17 protein-coding genes and 2 tRNA genes are annotated in these 16,104 nt (G+C 54.2%); 10 read left to right on the top strand and 9 right to left on the bottom strand.

Going from position 1 to position 16,104, the window contains the following annotated elements:
- The first annotated feature begins 69 nt into the window (after nucleotides 1-69).
- The gene (cbl, locus tag DVA44_RS08140) at nucleotides 70-1,020 is read left to right on the top strand and encodes an HTH-type transcriptional regulator Cbl (protein ID WP_114386190.1); all 951 of its coding nucleotides are present in this window, start codon (nucleotides 70-72) and stop codon (nucleotides 1,018-1,020) included.
- 85 nt (nucleotides 1,021-1,105) lie between these two features.
- Here cbl and DVA44_RS08145 read toward each other — a convergent pair.
- Together DVA44_RS08145 and mtfA are read right to left on the bottom strand one after the other, a co-directional pair.
- Nucleotides 1,106-1,181 (bottom strand) — tRNA-Asn (locus DVA44_RS08145).
- A 100-nt stretch (nucleotides 1,182-1,281) separates the two neighbouring features.
- On the bottom strand, nucleotides 1,282-2,079 hold the full coding sequence (gene mtfA, locus DVA44_RS08150; RefSeq protein WP_103822467.1) for a DgsA anti-repressor MtfA: 798 nt from the start codon (nucleotides 2,077-2,079) through the stop codon (nucleotides 1,282-1,284).
- 92 nt (nucleotides 2,080-2,171) lie between these two features.
- Between mtfA and DVA44_RS08155 the strand changes: the two genes are divergently transcribed.
- Nucleotides 2,172-2,261, top strand: a tRNA-Ser gene (locus DVA44_RS08155).
- 163 nt (nucleotides 2,262-2,424) lie between these two features.
- Here DVA44_RS08155 and dcuR read toward each other — a convergent pair.
- The 3 genes from dcuR to DVA44_RS08170 form a co-directional block, all read right to left on the bottom strand.
- A complete protein-coding gene (dcuR, locus tag DVA44_RS08160) occupies nucleotides 2,425-3,150 on the bottom strand; it encodes a two-component system response regulator DcuR (protein ID WP_114386192.1) in 726 nt (241 codons plus the stop codon).
- On the bottom strand, nucleotides 3,147-4,760 hold the full coding sequence (locus DVA44_RS08165) for a sensor histidine kinase (protein WP_114386194.1): 1,614 nt from the start codon (nucleotides 4,758-4,760) through the stop codon (nucleotides 3,147-3,149). The genes dcuR and DVA44_RS08165 overlap by 4 nt, the downstream gene beginning before the upstream one ends.
- A 134-nt stretch (nucleotides 4,761-4,894) precedes the next feature.
- Nucleotides 4,895-5,968: a porin gene (locus DVA44_RS08170; protein WP_114386196.1), complete on the bottom strand. Its 1,074-nt coding sequence runs from the start codon at nucleotides 5,966-5,968 to the stop codon at nucleotides 4,895-4,897.
- A gap of 640 nt (nucleotides 5,969-6,608) precedes the next feature.
- Between DVA44_RS08170 and drpB the strand changes: the two genes are divergently transcribed.
- Genes drpB through DVA44_RS08190 form a run of 4 tightly spaced genes read left to right on the top strand, consistent with a single transcriptional unit; the run spans nucleotide 6,609 to nucleotide 9,573 of the window.
- A complete protein-coding gene (gene drpB, locus DVA44_RS08175) occupies nucleotides 6,609-6,881 on the top strand; it encodes a cell division protein DrpB (RefSeq protein ID WP_103822463.1) in 273 nt (90 codons plus the stop codon).
- 41 nt (nucleotides 6,882-6,922) lie between these two features.
- Nucleotides 6,923-7,618, top strand: a complete 696-nt coding sequence (locus DVA44_RS08180) for a phosphohydrolase (protein WP_114386198.1) — start codon at nucleotides 6,923-6,925, stop codon at nucleotides 7,616-7,618.
- A gap of 49 nt (nucleotides 7,619-7,667) precedes the next feature.
- Nucleotides 7,668-9,101, top strand: coding sequence for a DNA cytosine methyltransferase (locus DVA44_RS08185; protein WP_168194465.1), 1,434 nt, complete (start codon nucleotides 7,668-7,670; stop codon nucleotides 9,099-9,101).
- The gene (locus DVA44_RS08190; RefSeq protein ID WP_114314549.1) at nucleotides 9,082-9,573 is read left to right on the top strand and encodes a very short patch repair endonuclease; all 492 of its coding nucleotides are present in this window, start codon (nucleotides 9,082-9,084) and stop codon (nucleotides 9,571-9,573) included. The genes DVA44_RS08185 and DVA44_RS08190 overlap by 20 nt, the downstream gene beginning before the upstream one ends.
- On the opposite strand, the gene yedA is transcribed toward DVA44_RS08190, so the two are convergent.
- The gene (gene yedA / locus DVA44_RS08195; protein ID WP_114386200.1) at nucleotides 9,545-10,459 is read right to left on the bottom strand and encodes a drug/metabolite exporter YedA; all 915 of its coding nucleotides are present in this window, start codon (nucleotides 10,457-10,459) and stop codon (nucleotides 9,545-9,547) included. The genes DVA44_RS08190 and yedA overlap by 29 nt on opposite strands.
- A gap of 177 nt (nucleotides 10,460-10,636) precedes the next feature.
- Here yedA and DVA44_RS08200 point away from each other — a divergent pair, with 177 nt between their 5' ends.
- The 3 genes from DVA44_RS08200 to dgcQ all read left to right on the top strand — a co-directional run bounded on the left by DVA44_RS08200 (nucleotide 10,637) and on the right by dgcQ (nucleotide 13,615).
- Entirely contained in the window at nucleotides 10,637-11,554 is a 918-nt protein-coding gene (locus DVA44_RS08200) for a DUF808 domain-containing protein (protein ID WP_103822459.1), read from the top strand.
- A gap of 78 nt (nucleotides 11,555-11,632) precedes the next feature.
- A complete protein-coding gene (locus tag DVA44_RS08205) occupies nucleotides 11,633-11,815 on the top strand; it encodes a YodC family protein (protein WP_103822458.1) in 183 nt (60 codons plus the stop codon).
- Between the two features lie 126 nt (nucleotides 11,816-11,941).
- Nucleotides 11,942-13,615: a cellulose biosynthesis regulator diguanylate cyclase DgcQ gene (gene dgcQ / locus DVA44_RS08210; RefSeq protein WP_246843606.1), complete on the top strand. Its 1,674-nt coding sequence runs from the start codon at nucleotides 11,942-11,944 to the stop codon at nucleotides 13,613-13,615.
- On the opposite strand, the gene DVA44_RS08215 is transcribed toward dgcQ, so the two are convergent.
- Complete coding sequence (locus DVA44_RS08215) at nucleotides 13,597-14,409, bottom strand: mannosyl-3-phosphoglycerate phosphatase-related protein (RefSeq protein WP_114386204.1); 813 nt, start codon at nucleotides 14,407-14,409, stop codon at nucleotides 13,597-13,599. The two genes, dgcQ and DVA44_RS08215, sit on opposite strands and share 19 nt — an antisense overlap.
- A gap of 299 nt (nucleotides 14,410-14,708) precedes the next feature.
- Complete coding sequence (yodD, locus tag DVA44_RS08220) at nucleotides 14,709-14,936, bottom strand: YodD family peroxide/acid resistance protein (protein ID WP_103822455.1); 228 nt, start codon at nucleotides 14,934-14,936, stop codon at nucleotides 14,709-14,711.
- A gap of 127 nt (nucleotides 14,937-15,063) precedes the next feature.
- On the opposite strand from yodD, the gene dsrB reads away from it, so the two are divergent.
- Nucleotides 15,064-15,252 carry a protein DsrB gene (gene dsrB, locus DVA44_RS25870; RefSeq protein WP_197080098.1) on the top strand — a complete coding sequence of 63 codons (189 nt, stop codon included), beginning with the start codon at nucleotides 15,064-15,066 and terminating at the stop codon, nucleotides 15,250-15,252.
- Between the two features lie 92 nt (nucleotides 15,253-15,344).
- Here dsrB and rcsA read toward each other — a convergent pair whose 3' ends face one another.
- Nucleotides 15,345-15,968 carry a transcriptional regulator RcsA gene (rcsA, locus tag DVA44_RS08230; RefSeq protein ID WP_103822454.1) on the bottom strand — a complete coding sequence of 208 codons (624 nt, stop codon included), beginning with the start codon at nucleotides 15,966-15,968 and terminating at the stop codon, nucleotides 15,345-15,347.
- Between the last annotated feature and the right edge of the window lie 136 nt (nucleotides 15,969-16,104).

Here is a 16,104-nt window from a genome sequence, read left to right on the forward strand (position 1 = left end):
TTTTATTATTTGTTTACACGGCGGACGCACTTTAACAATAGCGTCATGTCAGTTTCGCCGGAGTGAACCGTGAATTTCCAGCAGCTTAAAATTATCCGTGAGGCGGCCCGTCGGGATTACAACCTGACCGAGGTCGCCAACATGCTCTATACCTCTCAGTCGGGCGTCAGTCGCCATATCCGCGAGCTGGAAGAGGAGCTGGGCATTGAGATCTTCATTCGTCGCGGCAAACGTCTGCTGGGAATGACCGAGCCCGGCAAAGCGCTGTTGACCATCGCCGAACGTATTCTCAATGAAGCCAGCAACGTGCGCCGTCTGGCAGATCTCTTTACCAATGACGCCACCGGCGTGTTGACTATCGCGACCACCCACACTCAGGCCCGCTACAGCCTGCCGCCGGTGATCAAGGCGTTTCGGGAGCTGTTCCCGGATGTGCGCCTGGAGCTGATTCAGGGTACGCCCCAGGAGATTGAGGTGCTGTTGCAAAACGGCGGGGCGGATATTGGCATCGCCAGCGAACGCTTAAGCAACGATCCGCTGCTGGCGGCGTTCCCGTGGTTTCGCTGGCATCACAGCCTGCTGCTGCCGCCCGATCATCCGCTGACGCAGGTCTCTCCGTTGACACTTGAGGCTATCGCAAAATGGCCCTTAATCACCTATCGCCAGGGTATCACCGGGCGGTCACGCATTGATGAGGCATTCAACCGTAAAGGGCTGACGCCGGATGTGGTGCTCAGCGCCCAGGACTCCGACGTGATTAAGACCTACGTCGAGCTCGGGCTGGGTATCGGGCTGGTGGCGGAACAGTCCGGCGGCGAGCACGAACAGGGGAGCCTGGTGCGTCTTGATACCCGTCATCTTTTCGATGCCAACACCGTGTGGCTCGGGCTTAAGCGAGGGCAGTTGCAGCGCAACTATGTCTGGCGCTTTATCGAACTCTGCAACGCCGGGCTGTCGGTAGAGGAGATCAAACGTCAGGTCATGGAGCCGGAAGAGGTGGCGATTGACTACCAGATATAGCCAGATTAACCCTGCGATGCGGGGTTTTAACGGTGAGAAATAGCAAAAAGCCCGCTTAAGTTTCCTTAAGCGGGCTTCTTAAATTTGGCTCCTCTGACTGGACTCGAACCAGTGACATACGGATTAACAGTCCGCCGTTCTACCGACTGAACTACAGAGGAATCGTTTGAACGAGGCGCATATTAATGGCCTCGCTATTTTGTGTCAACACTAAATTCAACGCACTGATTCAATTGATTAATTATGACACAACCTGCTGTTTTAGTGTACTTGCACGGCGGAATCTTCGCCAGGTCCTTCATTTTCACGTAAACGCTGTAGCGGGTCCTGCTGGTAAAAGTGGCAAAAACGCTGCCACAGGGCCGGGAAGCGTGGAGCGAAAAGTTCGGGTGCGCTGAAGAAATATTCCGACAATACCGCAAAGCACTCGGCGGGATCGGTGGCAGCATAGGCGTCGATACTGGCCGCGCTTTCGCCCACCAGATCGATCTCATCCTGAATATTGTTCATGGCGGCGTGCAGGTCGTGCTCCCAGCCTGCCACTTCACGCAGGGGAATAAAGGGAACGCCGCTGGCGCGATCGCCGTTACGGGTATCCAGTTTGTGGGCCACTTCATGAATGATGAGGTTGAAACCGGACGCATCGAACGAGTCCTGAATATCCAGCCAGTTGAGGATAATCGGCCCTTGCTGCCAGCTTTGACCGGACTGCACCATCCGCTGATTGTGCACCAGCCCGATCTCATCCTCCCATTCGTCATCCACTACAAAAGGTGCCGGATAGATCAGAACTTCATGAAAACCGTCCAGCCACTCGATACCCAGCTGCAGTACCGGCAGGCAAAAGAGCAGGGCAATGCGGGTGCTCTTGCGATCGTCGAGCTCAAAACCCTGCAAGGGAACCAGGCGTTTTTGCTGTAAGAACCGTATGGCAAGCTGTACCAGACGCGATTTATCCTCATCTGATAAAGTAGACAGGACGGGGATCGCCAGGGCCTCTTCCCACGGCAGCGCCGCGCTTCGGGCGGATTCATTCGATTTCCAGGGCCACTTAATCATCGCTTTGCTCGCAAACTCGTCACTTGAACAAAATTGAACGGTTATGGTCTGTTAAAATGCCAAATTACCCGGCATGATGGCAACATCAAAACGGAGAGATGCCGGAGCGGCTGAACGGACCGGTCTCGAAAACCGGAGTAGGGGTAACTCTACCGGGGGTTCAAATCCCCCTCTCTCCGCCACGCAGCCTCTTCCGTCACATTTTCCGCACGTTTTCTCGTCAGAGATCTTTTACGCTGGCTACCTTATCATTCCACTTATGTGGAGTAATAGCCCTTTACTGCCTCAAGACAATATATGTGAGCTAAATCAGGATGTTTATCCGAAGAGGTTGAAGTGCATGTATTACTCCTGGTGGCAATACTGTCTGAGCAGGGCAATCTGCTCGGGCCGCAAGCGATAGCGATAGACCGGCCGACCGGTCGCGCCGTAGTGAATGCTGGTATGCAAAATATTGACCTGCGCCAGCCAAATCAGGTATTTGCGGCAGGATACCCGCGAGATATTAACTGCGCCAGCCAGTTCGTCGGTGGAGAACTCCGTTTCCGGATGCGCATCAATCCAGAGGCAAAGCGTACGCAGCGTCTGCGGAGTTAACCCTTTCGGCAGGCGACGGCTGTCTGCCAGCGCCGGTGCACCGCCACGCAGAAGCCGGTCAACATCAGCCTGGTCATAATACTGATGCGCTTCCATCAGCTGCTTTTTTTCACGCCAGCCCTTTAGTGCCTCTTCGAAACGCGGGAACTGAAACGGTTTGATCAGGTAGTCCACCACGCCATAGTGCATGGCCATCTGAATGGTGGCACCATCAGAGGCCGAGGTGATCATAATGACGTCGGTTTTGCGCCCGGATGCCCGGATAACCGGCAGCAGGCTCAGGCCATTGTCGTGCTGCATGTAAACATCCAGCAGGATCAGGTCAATCTGCCGGGCAGGGGAGTGAAGTATGGCCCCGGCTTCTGCCAGGGAAGTGGCTACGCCGCAGCAGCAAAAACCCTCAACCCGGTTGACGTACTGGCGGTTAAGATCGGCCACCATGGCATCGTCATCAACAATTAAAACATGTATCACGCGCTATTCCTTTCACTCTCCCAGGGGAGTTGCACAAAAAACTGGGTAAATACGCCCGGTTCCGATTCAACGGCGATCTCTCCGCCCAGATTCTCGATCTGCTGACGGGCCAGGTATAACCCCACCCCTCGGTTTTCCCCTTTAGTCGAAAACCCTTTGCTAAAAATGGCGTGCAGATGTTCCGGGGCGATACCCGGACCATCGTCGCTCACCTCGGCGCTAAGCCAGCCCTGCTGATAGTGCAGCAGCAGACCGATTTCGCCCTCGGGCTGGCCAGTCATAGCATCAAGCGCATTTTCAATCAGATTACCCAGCACGGTAATCAGCCCAGCGACCTGCTGCGCATTGGGATTATCCGGTACCTGACTGGCATCGGAGAGCGTCAGGCGAAACCCCAGCTCTCTGGCACGATTGATTTTACCCAGCAAAAATCCTGCCACCACCGGCGATTTGATGTTGCGCTGTAGCGTGCCGACATCGGTCTGCCAGGCGTTGGCGGTCGACAGGACATACTCTTCCAGTCTGGCATAGTGCTTCATATGCAGCAGCCCAAGTATCACATGCAGCTTGTTCATAAACTCATGGGAGTGGCTGCGCAGCGCATCCAGATAGTTCACCATACCGTCCAGCCGTTGCAGGAGCTGGCTAATCTCCGTCTTATCACGAAACGTGGTGATGGCACCCATCAGCTGATTATCGCTCCTGACGGGCAAGGTATTGCAGAGCAATAACCTGCCGTGGCAGTTGAGCTCCTGGTCCTGGCGAGCCATGCCGCTACGCAACACCTCGCGCAGGTTTGCCAGCAGCGGTTCCTCGTGCAGGGCTTTGCTGCTGGCGCTGATATTCAGGATCTGCCGGGCGGCATGGTTGACCATTGTTACACGCCCCTGCTGATCTACGGCGATCACCCCTTCGCGCAGGGAGTGCAGCATCGCCTGACGTTGCTCCAGCAGGGCTGAGATTTGATAGGGCTCCAGCCCAAACAGAATGCGCTTAAGCATCCGCACCAGCCCCCAGGCGCCGAGCGCCCCCAGCAGCGCGCTGAACAGCACCAGCCAGATGGCATCCCAGCGATTGCGGGCGATCTGCTGCTCCACTTTATTCAGTGAGATCCCCACGGCAACGACACCAATTTGCTGATGATGTGCGTTATAAACAGGCGTAAATACGCGCAGCGCCTCGTCGAGCACGCCATGATTGATGGCGACATTCTCTTTATCCTTCAGCGCAGGCCGCAGATCGGCCCCAATAAAGGCTTTACCGAGCAGGGCACTGTTGGGATGAGAATAGCGGATCCCCTGCATATTGGTGACGACGGCAAACAGCAGATTATTACGCTGCATCACTGCCATGGCGACAGGCTGAATAATGTTGCTCTCCGGCGGGAGGGATAAGCCGCGGATCACCTCCGGGCTGTCGGCCAGGGTTCTGGCGACGGCGAGGGCGGTATCCCGCACGCCATCACGGGTGGCGCGGGTGATTTGTGCAAAATAGAGAACAAAAATCACCAGTAATATTGCACCCGTTACACCGTACACCATCAGCGTGACCAGCGTGTTCAGTTTCATTGGGCGCTTGTGCGTGAGGGGAAGGGGCGGCAAATCGCGCATTGAAACTCCGGCAAAGAGAGAAAGGGGGGCATTATCGCTGATGGGCGGGATTTGTAAAAGCGATGTAAATCTGGCGGCGACAGAAAGCAAAAAGCCCGCTTTGCAGCGGGCTTAAGAGCGTTTGGCGATCTCAATCAGAACTGGTAAACGATACCCAGTGCGAACTGGTCGTCAGCATGTGCGCCAGTAATGCCTGCTTCATCTTCATCCAGCAGGTTGAATTTGTATGCAGTATAAACGTTCATGTTTTTGTTGAAGTAGTACCAGGTACCCAGTTCAACATAGTTCACCAGATCGGCATCTACGCCGCCATGGCCGTTACGTGCATACAGGTCTTTACCCTGGGAGTAGACGTAGCCCAGAGAAGGACGCAGGCCGAAATCGAACTGGTACTGCACCACGGCTTCGACGTTGCGGGTTTTGTTAGCGAAACCGGCATCTCCCGCCCAGGTCATGTTACGGGTTTCACCGTACATCACCGCAGCATAGAGGTTGTTAGCATCATACTTCGCTGCCAGTGACCAGATTTCTGCGGTATCGCCGTAGCCGTCAGCAGCCTGCCTGTTGGTACGGTCAGACTTACCGTATACACCTACGAAGCCGAAGCCATCGAAGTTGTAGGCCAGCGAAGTGCTGTAGCCGTCACCGTTGGATTTTTTCATATCACGATCGTTGTTTTTACCCTGGTACTGCAGGGCAAAATCCAGACCCTCAACGGCGCCGAAGAAGTCGGTGTTGCGATAGGTCGCCACGCCGGTGGTACGCTGAGTCATAAAGTTATCGGTGTGAACCCAGGAGTCACCGCCCCATTCCACCAGCATATCGGTGTACGCACCTGCATCGTACGCTACGCCGTAGTTACGGCCATAGTCGAACGAACCATAGTCACCGAATTTCAGGCCTGCGAACGCCAGACGGGTGCTCTCATCCTGCTCGCCTTCCGGGGTGCTGGCGTTCAGGTTGTATTCAAACTGTCCGTAACCGGTCAGCTGGTTGCTAATCTGCGTTTCGCCTTTGATACCAAAACGGGCATAGGAGGTATCGGCATTCTCGCTGTTGCTATCATCGGTCTTGTCCCAGATACGCTCGCCGACCATTTTTCCGTACAGGTCGAATTTATTGCCGTCCTTGTTGTAGATCTCTGCCGCATTAGCCGCGCCAGCGCATAATAAAACAGGGACAAGAACTGCCAGAACTTTTCTTTTCATTATATATTCCTTTGTATGTATTTTCTTCATGAATATACGTAACCCCCTCCGGGTTACAGGGGTAATACTATTTCAGGGCGGGTTTTTGCCGTTTAAAAATAAATGTAATTAAATTATTTAGATTATTTCAAAATATTAATATGAATGTCTTTATATGTTTATTTTATTAATTTTAAATAAATATAGGCGATGATTATTGATATTTATATCAGTGAGTTATTGGTTGTATAAACTTATTGGGTTGATTTATGTTTGCGCGGAGGAGAGAAGGGGATAAAAAAAGCCCGATAATATTATCGGGCTAAGATAAGGGTAATTTAAGGGTGTTTAATCATGAAACGACAAAAAAGCTCATAACGTCGTTATGATTGCACAATTATAAGCGTGAGAAAACAGGTTTATCTGGATAAAGAGAGTGAAAAAATAGCGCAATATAATTGCTTTCCTGCTTCCTCTCATTCGCGCATAAGCGAAGCAGCGCAATAAACAGGCACGCTTAAAAATTGCGTAAGATCAACTTAACGCAAATTAACAGCATAAAATCTGTGCAGAAGAGTGCATTACATAGAAAAATGTGATTTATTTCACATTTTATATTATTGGTGTGAATGTAGTGGTGTTGCTGCGCTGAGAGGACAACATGGCAAAGAAAAACGTTCGCAGCCTGGGAGGCAAACTTGCACTGTGGGTCTTTTATGCCTTTTGCGGCTACTTCCTCTGGGCGATGGCGCGCTATGTGTGGGTCGTCAGTAAAGTCAGTTCAGTATCAGGTTCGATGATTCAATGCGATCCCGGCTCAACAGCCGGCAAGTGGCTGGGAGGCCTGTGCGGCTTTCTGGTGCTGAGTGTTGTGGGGGCGATCCTCGGTAGCATTGCCTGGTATACCCGGCCGCGTGAAATGTCAGATCGGTAAAGAATTGCTATTGTACAGCTTTTCACTTTATGGAAAGCGCTATGGAACTTGTGCAGTGGCAGCAACGCTTTGAAAACTGGCTGACGGCGCATCACGCCAGCGATGATACTGCCCATGATATCTCCCATTTCCGTCGTGTCTGGAACACCGCAAAACGGCTGATGGCAGACCAGCCGGTCGATGCGCTGGCGATCCTGGCCGCCTGTTATTTTCACGATATTGTCAGCCTGCCGAAAAATCATCCGCAGCGAGGCCGCTCGTCGCAGCTGGCAGCGGACAAAACGATCGCCATCCTGCATGAAGACTTTGCCGATTTTCCTGCCGCGCGTTACGCCGCCGTTCAACATGCTATCGAAGCGCACAGCTTCAGTGCCGGCATTGCGCCGCGCACGCTGGAAGCGAAAATCGTGCAGGATGCTGACAGGCTGGAAGCCCTGGGTGCGATTGGCCTGGCACGTGTGTTTGCCGTCTCTGGCGCGCTGGGTGTGCCTCTTTTCGACCCGGAAGATCCCTTTGCCGATGAGCGCGAGCTGAACGACCGCGCCTTTGCGCTTGACCATTTTCAGACCAAATTGCTTCGTCTGCCGCAGACGATGCAAACCGCCGCAGGGCGTGCGCTGGCGCGGCAGAGCGCTGACTTTTTAATCCAGTTTATGGCCCGGCTGAGTGCCGAACTACGCGGTGATTACGAAGGCACCGACGGTGCGGTGTTACAGCGTTTCCGGGAAAGTCTGTAAAGTCTTTCTGTGTTACTCTCTGTTAACCCCTTTTGGTCCGGTTAAATGTATGCAGGAAAATGTATCAGTGATGGAGTCCGCGCTTTTGCTGGCAGAAAAATCAACGGCGTCAGTTCAGGCGTTATTGTGCCAGCTGCTGGAAATTTACGATGCCAGAACGCTGGCACATCTGCTGAATGCTCAGGGCGAGAGTCACTGGAGCCCGGCAATCATTAAACGGCTGGTGACCAGTGAGCGGGCAGGGCGGCGTTTCAGCGACGGCGAATATAGCGTATTGCGAAACCTGCTGCCTCGTCCGCCAGCCTGTCATCCTCACTATGCTTTCCGCTTTGTCGATCTCTTCGCCGGTATCGGCGGTATTCGCCACGGCTTTGAGGCGATTGGCGGACAGTGCGTGTTTACCAGCGAATGGAACAAACACGCGGTGCGTACCTATAAAGCCAACTGGTATTGCGATCCTGACGCGCATCAGTTCAACGAAGATATTCGCGAAGTAACGCTTAGCAACCAGAGCGGTGTGACGGACGAAGAGGCGGCGCAGCACATTCGTGACAACATTCCCGCCCATGACGTCCTGCTCGCGGGCTTCCCGTGCCAGCCGTTTTCTCTGGCGGGGGTGTCGAAAAAGAACGCGCTGGGCCGTGCGCACGGTTTTGCCTGCGATACCCAGGGAACGCTCTTCTTCGATGTGGCGCGCATTATCGATGCCCGCCGCCCGGCCATCTTCGTGCTGGAAAATGTCAAAAACCTGAAGAGCCACGACGGGGGCAAAACGTTCCGCATCATTATGCAGACCCTGGATGAGCTGGGGTATGACGTGGCAGATGCCGCTGACAGCGGTCCGGACGATCCTAAGATCGTTGACGGTAAACATTTTCTGCCGCAGCACCGCGAGCGCATAGTGCTGGTGGGCTTTCGTCGCGATCTCAACCTGCGCGGTAATTTTACGCTGCGGGATCTCCCGGGGCTGTGGCCGACCCGCCGCCCGACCATTGCCGATCTGCTTGAGCCCGTGGTGGACGCCAAATTCATTCTCACCCCGGTGCTGTGGAAGTATCTATATCGCTATGCCAAAAAGCATCAGGCGAAGGGCAACGGTTTTGGTTTTGGCATGGTCGATCCCACCAACCCGCACAGCGTCGCCCGCACGCTGTCGGCACGCTATTACAAAGATGGCGCCGAGATCCTGATTGACCGTGGCTGGGATAAGGCCCTTGGCGAGCGCGATTTCGATGATGCCGAAAACCAGCGCCACCGTCCGCGCCGTTTGACGCCGCGGGAGTGCGCGCGACTGATGGGATTTGAAACCCCGCAGGGCTACGGCTTCCGCATTCCGGTATCGGATACTCAGGCCTATCGCCAGTTTGGTAATTCGGTGGTCGTGCCAGCTTTTGCAGCCGTTGCCCGGTTGCTGGAGTCACGCATTTTGCAGGCAGTTGAGAAACGCAAGGCTGAGGCCGCGAATGGCGGACGTTCACAATAAGGCCACCCGCAGTAAAAATATGCGCGCCATCGGCACGCGGGATACGGCTATCGAAAAACGGCTGGCCGGCCTGCTTACGGAGGTCGGTTTTGAGTTTCGCGTGCAGGATGCCGCCCTTGCCGGACGGCCTGATTTTGTCATCGACAGCCATAAGTGTGTGATCTTTACCCACGGCTGTTTCTGGCATCGTCACGACTGCTATCTGTTTAAAGTCCCGGCGACCCGCACCGATTTCTGGCTGGACAAAATTGGTAAAAACGTCGTGCGCGACGCGCGGGATATCACCCTGTTGCAGGAGCAGGGCTGGCGGGTACTGGTGGTGTGGGAGTGCGCGCTGCGCGGCAGAATGAAGCTCGATGACAGGGCGCTCACGGAGCGGCTGGAAGAGTGGATCTGCAGCGGCGGTAACACCGCGCAGATCGACACGCAGGGCATTCGCCCGCTTACGGTTTCTCCGCCTGACAAGAGGTAACCACCGGTTTTGCTGGCAGCAGGTACTTGCCGAGCGTCACCAGCACCACCGCCATAATAATAATCCCCAGCGCCAGCCACTCTATTGCCGAGAGCGATTCCCCGCCAAGACCCGTGCCCAACAGGACGGCCACCACCGGATTCACATAGGCATAGCTGGTGGCGACCGCCGGTGAGACATTGCGGATCAGGAACATATAGGCGTTAATCGCGATCACCGAGCCGAAAATCGCCAGATAGCCCACCGCCAGCCACCCTGAGAGGTCGGGCAGGGCGGTCACTTTCTCCCCCGACAGCAGGGATGCCGCCAGCAGCACGAGCCCGGCGGTAACCATCTCAATGGCGCCGGCCATCATCCCGGAGGGCAGTTCAATACGCGAGCCGTAGACCGAACCAAACGCCCAGCTCATCGAGCCAATCAGGATCAACACCGCTCCCCAGGGATTGCCGCTGAGATTACCGCCGCTGTTGAGCAGAATAATGCCCGCCATCCCGATGGCGATCCCCAGCCACTCCAGCTTGCGCGTTTTGATGCCAAAAAGACGGCTGAAGCAGAGGGTGAACAGCGGAACGGTGGCCACCACCACCGCGGCGATACCGGATGGCACATTCTGATGCTCGGCGACGGTGACAAAGCCATTACCCACCGCCAACAACAGGATGCCAATCAGGGCGGCATTGAGCAACGGACGCAGCGGCGGCAGTTTATGGCCGCGCAGGAGAAGAAACGCCAGCAGCAGCGCTCCCGCAGAGAGGAAACGCACCCCCGCCATCAACAGGGGCGGCCAGCTTTCCACCCCAATGCGGATGACGAAATAGGTGGAGCCCCAGATGATATAGAGCGCAAACAGGGCGCCCGCTAATGGTAAGACTTGCCTGAAACGCATACTCCCTCACGGCGTATTAAAAAGGTGGCATATAGTTAACGTGAAAACTATCACGCTGGCGAGTCCTTTAATTGTGTCGATGATGTGAAGAATTTGTTGACATATACGGGGTGGTTTCGAGGTTGGCGGTTTTACTCCATACTGTTGTGGTAATTAACAAAAAGAAGGAACCTTATTTTGGCGGGAAGTAGCTTATTAACACTGCTGGATGATATCGCCACGCTGCTGGACGATATTTCACTGATGGGAAAACTGGCGGCGAAAAAAACCGCAGGCGTGCTGGGTGACGATTTGTCGTTAAACGCTCAGCAGGTGACGGGCGTGCGTGCCAACCGGGAGCTGCCCGTGGTCTGGGCCGTGGCGAAGGGATCGTTACTCAATAAAGTGATCCTCGTGCCGCTGGCGCTGCTGATCAGCGCCTTTATCCCGTGGGCCATTACGCCGCTGCTGATGATCGGCGGGGCGTTTCTCTGTTTTGAAGGGGCAGAGAAAATCCTTCACTCTATCGAATCGCGTAAAGATAAGGAGAAGGAGTCCCCGGCCGCGCGGCAGCAGCGCCTGGAAGCGCTGGCTGCAAAGGATCCCGTTGCGTTTGAGCGCGATAAGGTGAAGGGGGCTATTCGTACTGACTTTATTCTGTCGGCGGAAATTGTCGCCATCACCCTGGGTATCGTGGCGGATGCGCCGCTGCTGAATCAGGTGCTGGTGCTCTCCGGGATCGCCGTTCTGGTGACCATTGGGGTTTACGGTCTGGTAGGGCTTATCGTCAAACTGGACGATATCGGCTACTGGCTGAACGAAAAGGGTAATGCGCTGGCGAAGACGACCGGCAAAGCGCTGCTGGTGATAGCGCCCTGGCTGATGAAGTCATTGTCGGTGATTGGCACCCTGGCGATGTTCCTGGTCGGCGGCGGGATTGTGGTGCACGGTATTGCGCCGCTGCATCATGCCATTGAACACTTTGCTGAGGCGCAAGGAGCTGTTATCGCAGCCATTTTACCGACATTACTCAATCTGGTTCTCGGCTTTATCATTGGCCTCATCGTCGTCGGAGTGGTAAAAGTTGTGGAAAAAATGCGAGGTCGCTCGCATTAATAAATTGCAGCTATACCAGGCGTAACTGCTATTCCTCGTCTAAATTGATACAGTTTCACACTGATAAAGGAGGCGGTTATGGTCTTTCTGGTCAGCGATGAAGTTAAGCCTAAAAATGGCGGTCCAAGTATGGTCGTCACCGGCTATGCAAGCGGAATGGTAGAGTGTCGCTGGTACGACGGTTACGGCATCAAGCAGGAAGCGTTTCGTGAAGATGAGCTTCAGCATGGTGATGGCACCCGGCGACAGGACAAGGCTTAAGTCACGCTACGCCCGGCACTGCCGGGCGTTTTTGTAGGTTATAATCGCGCCAACAGCAGTAACATAGCAAAATCAGTCAGGCTTTGACGTCATACGGATGGCAAAGGTAGCTTTCGCGGAGTGTGTGTGAAGCACGACATCGTTTCAGGAAAAGAGGCTTTTACGGCACAACATCGCTTTCATCCGGGCCGGGTTGTTAACATCTGCTTTATTGTCGTCCTCATCTTCTCCACGCTGTTGACTTGGCGTGAAGCCGTGGTGCTGGAGGATGCGTACGCCGCCAGCCAGAAAAACCATCTGGAGACGGTGGCCAATTCACTGGATCGCCAGCTTGAGTTCAGCGTGGAAAAGCTGTTGTTCTTTCGCAACGGCATGGACGATGCTCTGGAAGCCCCTCTCGCCTCGACGCTGTTGCGTAATTCCGTCGCCCATTTTAAAGATCTGCAGGAACAAACGTTCTGGCAGCTGACCTTCGACGCGCGGCGCACCTTACCCATAAACGGCGTGTCTGATGCCTTTGTGGAGCAAACCACCAGCCTGAGACGCGACGAGGAGCGGCTCGCAAAGGAGCTGAGCGCCACCTTTGAAATGGGCTATTTGCTGCGTATTAATTCTCCAGCGGCACACGCGAAGCGCGTGGTCTATGTCTCCCGCGCCGGGTTTTACGTCTCGACCGATCCCGCCGACTGGGCCGCGGATGTGGTATCCCGCTACTATCAGCTGGTGACCAGCCCCTGGTACACCGGGCAATCGGAGCGTGAGAACCGGACCCGCAGCGTGCGCTGGTTTACCCATGATGCGGACGAACGCACCGTTACCGTCAGCGTGCCGGTTGATTATCAACACTACTGGTACGGCGCGCTGGCGTTAGACTTTACCCTCCCCGGGCTGAATAAACTGCTGCAGGATGCGGTAGACGGCAACGGTGAAGGAGAGTTCCAGCTCTATGATAAAGGCTTTAACCTGCTTGCCACGTCGGAGAGTGTTGCTGACAACGTGAACCATTTCGACGAGCGCGAGCGGGCGCAAATTGCCGCTGCTCTGGAAAAGGATACCGAAGGGGATATCCGTCTGGGGAGCCGCTACGTCAACTGGCATCATCTGGATCATTTTAATGGTCTTGTGCTGCGCATCCACACCCTGAGAGAAGGGGCGAATGGCGATTTCGGCAGCATTACTATCGCGCTGGCGCTGCTGTGGCTGCTTTTCACCGCCATGCTGGTTGGCTCGTGGTTTGTCATCCGCCGGATGGTCAGCAATATGTACCGCCTGCAACACTCGCTGCAGTGGCAGGCCTGGCACGATCCGCTGACCCGCATAAATAACCGTGGCGCGCTCTTTGAGCGGGCTAAAGTGCTGGCGAAGCGGTGTGAACAGCAAAAGCAGCCTTACTCGGTAATGCAGATGGACCTTGACCATTTCAAACGGATTAACGACAGATTTGGTCACCAGGCGGGGGATAAAGTGCTGACGCATACGGCCGGATTGATCACCCGTACGATACGGGAGACAGACGTTGCCGGGCGGCCCGGGGGAGAAGAGTTCTGCGTTGTGTTACCGGACACCGGGCCGGAGCAGGCGATGGCGATTGCCGAGCGGATCCGCGAGCGCATCAATCGCCGGGAGATCCTGGTGAAAAAGAGCCAGACGACGCGGGTTAGCGTGTCGATTGGCGTCAGCAGTGCGCAGGAAAACGGCCATTACGATTTTGAACAGCTGCAGTCCATCGCCGACGCCCGGCTTTACCAGGCGAAGCAGCGAGGACGCAATCAGGTTGTGGGTCAGGATGAGAAGAAGTGATCCAGCGCTTCACGCCAGCCTGCAGGGCCAGGCTGGTGAGTATGGTAGACCCGTGCCGGGTTGTCGTTTTTGAGCGTGATACCCTGGCGATTAATGCCTTTAACTACCACCGCAAAATCGACGCTATCCAGCAGCGGGGCGTCGTTTGGCCCGTCACCCAAGCCGAGGGTAGTGGGAAGCGCGCCTTCGCGATCCAGGTACTGCTCGTTGAGCCAGTTAATCGCCTGATCTTTGCCGCCGCGCTCATCCAGGACGTGCCAGAACCGCGCGCCCTGAACAAATTTCAGCCCCAGCCCGGCCAGCGCCTCCTCAAACGCGACCATTCTTTCATCGCTGTCGCGCCAGATGAGCGTTACCGAGGCTTCATGCAGTTTCGCCAGCCCCGCGCGCGCATTATTAAGCCCGGTCCATTCGCCAATGACCCGCTCGTCCACATCATCAAAAGTGGTGAATTTATAACCTTCCCGGGTGCGGAGCTGATTGAGGATGTTAACGATATCGGCATGGGAAGCGCCATTGATTAACCGTGGGGCGTTGGGATGGTTATCCCAGCGGACATCCAGCTGGATCACCGCGCCGTTTTCGGCAATAAAGGGCAACCCCTCCAGCCCCAGATCGCTCTGGATCTCCAGCATCTCCGCCGCGGTTTTGCTGCTGCAAAGAATCACCGGGATCTGATGGTCCTGTAAGGTCTCCAGCCAGCCAAGTGCGGGCTGCCAGTCATAGGTGTGAATATCCAGCAATGTGCCGTCCAGATCGCTATAGATGAGCAACGGATCATCAAGTGAAGGCATAGCATCTCCCGTAACAGATAAAGGTCCTTGATAGGATTTTTCTTAAAAGCCAGACCTGTAAAACGATGTTCTTATGGAACCGATCCCGCGCACCCCGCGGCCCACGCCAGTTGGGGAACCATAACCAATATTTTAATTTCAGCTGGCGACTATAAATGTGAAGAATATTTCCTTGTCTTACAAAAAATTTGCAGATAATGTTTACCCGACATCAGATTTCCTGGTGTAACGAATTTACAAGTGCTTCTTGCATACGCAAGCTTCATCCCGGTCACCCCATGACCGGGATTTTTTTCGCCTCAGCGATTTACTTCCGTTACGCTGAAATCATGGATATCCAGCTCAAAGGCTTCTGCCAGTTCGCGCCAGGTGTGGTAATCCCGGTCGTTCACTCTCACCCTTGTGGGGTCATCCTCTATGCGCTGTACTTCGCTCTCGCTGATTTCATTGATCGCGGCGAGCAAGGCATCCACATCAACATTCACTTCCCGTTTAGCCGTTTCGCTGTACTCTTTTTCGGTCTTCATTGCGTACTCCTCGTTTACCCTTAACAGCTTTAAGTATAGACCGCCGATAAAAGCGGCAATCGCGCAGCAGCACGCTGCCAGTTTTCACGTTTTGTTCTACACTGGCTCAAAACCAGAGGAGGATTTTATGAACGTCAACGATCGGGTTACAGTGAAAACCGACGGCGGGCCGCGTCGCCCGGGGGTGGTACTGGCAGTTGAGCAGTTTAATGAAGGCACGATGTATCTGGTCTCGCTGGAAGACTACCCGCTCGGGATCTGGTTCTTTAACGAGTACGGCCACCCTGACGGCATTTTCGTTGAGAGCGTCGAGTAACATGCGTGTCGGCTGGCGTGAGCTGGCGCGGCCAAAATGAAAAATCTCTGGCATAGCCAGAGATCGGATTGCGTAGCAAAAAAGGGAAGGGGTTAACGCAGATTAACGTAAATTCCGTTGGTCACATTGTCGGTCAGACGAACGACATGATAGATCACTTGCTTATTATGCGTTTTTATCTTCCTTTTAATATTTCCTTTATGTGACGATACGGTTTTCGCCTTGATATTCATCTGGTCTGAAATCTGGATCGTTCCTTGTCCGGCCATCCACATTCGTAGCATGCTGGATTCAGTTCGGCTTAATGATAAAGTGGGAAAATTAAATTCGGCTACACTCTTTATCTCTTTGTTTAAATAATCCCCGATCAGTTCATCCAGCGATTCCGGTTTAATAGATTTCGAACTAATCAGAAGATTCTGACGCACCCGCAAATATTCATCGAAATGGATATTGGCTATAGCCATAAAAACAATAAACAGGGTGCCGGGATGCTGATTAATGATCTGCTTTATTTGCTGACTGTTGGCGGGATCGTGAATGAAACAGTCCTCATTAATAAACACCACACCTGGCGTAAAGGTGTCACATGCGGCGGCAAGCTCGTCTACCGTATGTACGTCGTTGATCTCTTTTTTCTTTACTCCTCTGCTGGCCAGATACCCGGTTAACCCTAGCCGGGTGTAACTGCATAAATCCATAATGATCGTTGACATGGCATACCCTCACTCAATGCATAACGATAATTAACCACCTGCCTGAGAGCTCTATAACAGCCAAACGGGATGGAAAAATAAATTACCTGTGAGCATTACATGGACTTTCAGGCAAACTCACTATCCCGTAAAGTTA

It is taken from the genome of Leclercia sp. W17 (assembly GCF_003336325.1).
Lineage (GTDB): Bacteria > Pseudomonadota > Gammaproteobacteria > Enterobacterales > Enterobacteriaceae > Enterobacter.